Raw genomic sequence first — 1,500 nt, 5'->3', positions numbered from 1 at the left:
CCGTGGAAGTTCATCGGCGAGGCGTTGCTCATCAGCTTGGGCGCCATCTTGGCGATGTTCGCCTCCTTGCGCGCCGACACGGCCGAGGTCCACTCCGACGGCGGCGGCGTCCAGCCCTTGGCCATGCCGGCGGTCAGCGCCGACACGCAGGACCCGATGTCGCCGACCAGCGGCGCCACGATCGCCACGTTGCTGTCCATCTCGCGCGGCTCGATGTCGATCTGGATGAAGGTCTTCGACCCCGGCTCACCCCAGGTCTTGCCCTTGCCGTGCGACAGCAGCCAGTTCAGCCGCGCCCCCACCAGGACCACCACGTCGGCGTCCTTCAGAACCATCGAGCGCGCCGCCCCCGCCGACTGCGGGTGGGTGTCGGGCAGCAGGCCCTTGGCCATGCTCATCGGCAGGAACGGGATGCCGGACTTCTCGACCAGCTCGCGCACCGCCTCGTCGGCCTGCGCGTAGGCCGCGCCCTTGCCGAGGATGATCAGCGGCCGCTTGGCGCCCTTCAGCACCTCCAGCGCGCGCGCCACCGAGTCCGGCGAGGGCAGCTGCGCCGGGGCGGCGTCGACCACCTTGACCAGCGAGCGGGCACCCTCGGCGGCGTCCATCACCTGCGAGAACAGCTTGGCCGGCAGGTCGAGGTAGACGCCGCCCGGACGGCCCGACACCGCGGCGCGGATCGCGCGGGCCACGGCGATGCCGATGTCCTGGGCGTGCAGCACGCGGAAGGCCGCCTTGCACAGCGGCTTGGCGATGGCCAGCTGGTCCATCTCCTCGTAGTCGCCCTGCTGGAGGTCGACGATCTCACGCTCCGACGAGCCGGAGATCAGGATCATCGGGAAGCAGTTGGTGGTGGCGTTGGCCAGCGCGGTCAGGCCGTTGAGGAAGCCCGGCGCCGAGACGGTCATGCACACGCCCGGCTTCTTGGTCAGGAAGCCGGCGATCGCCGCGGCGTTGCCGGCGTTCTGCTCGTGGCGGAAGGAGATGACCCGCAGCCCCTCGCCCTGGGCCATGCGCAGCAGGTCGGAAATCGGGATGCCCGGCACGACGTAGAGGTTCTCGATGCCGTTGAGCTTGAGGGCATCGATGACGAGCTGGAAACCATCCGTCAGCGCCGGTTCCGCATCGGTGGCGGCCGTGGCTTGGTTGTTGAGGACTGTGACGGCTGACATAAGGGTTACTCCTCCCCGACTCTTATTCGGTTCACGATCGGTCAATCGAGAAAATCGCAGTGCTGTTCGACATGGCGGGCCAGCCCCAGCGTGTGCTCGCGCACCCGCCGCTCGGCCAGGTCGGCGTCGCGCCGGGTCAGGGCGTCGATGATGTCGCGGTGCTCGACGATGGACGTCTCGGCCCGGCCGCCGCGGCGCATGGTGACGCGGCGGATGGCCCGCATGTGGATGAAGAAGCGGTCGGTCAGGTCGGCGATGAGCGTGCAGCCCGAGGCCTGGATGATCGACTGGTGGAAGGCGACGTTGGCGTCGGAATACTCCAGCACGT

2 protein-coding genes are annotated in these 1,500 nt (G+C 68.9%); both read right to left on the bottom strand.

The annotated features are described in order from the left end of the window. Positions 1-1,172: oxalyl-CoA decarboxylase (gene oxc / locus GBZ26_RS29340; RefSeq protein ID WP_174441796.1), on the bottom strand; the 1,172-nt coding region annotated here is incomplete at its 3' end. 41 nt (positions 1,173-1,213) lie between these two features. Further along, the coding region (locus tag GBZ26_RS29335; protein ID WP_174441795.1) for an FCD domain-containing protein at positions 1,214-1,500 on the bottom strand (287 nt) is incomplete at its 5' end.

The sequence above is a fragment of the Azospirillum formosense genome (genome assembly GCF_013340925.1).
GTDB classification, from domain to species: domain Bacteria; phylum Pseudomonadota; class Alphaproteobacteria; order Azospirillales; family Azospirillaceae; genus Azospirillum; species Azospirillum formosense.
Note: the sequence above shows the minus strand (reverse complement) of the source record. Positions and strands in the feature narration are given on the sequence as shown.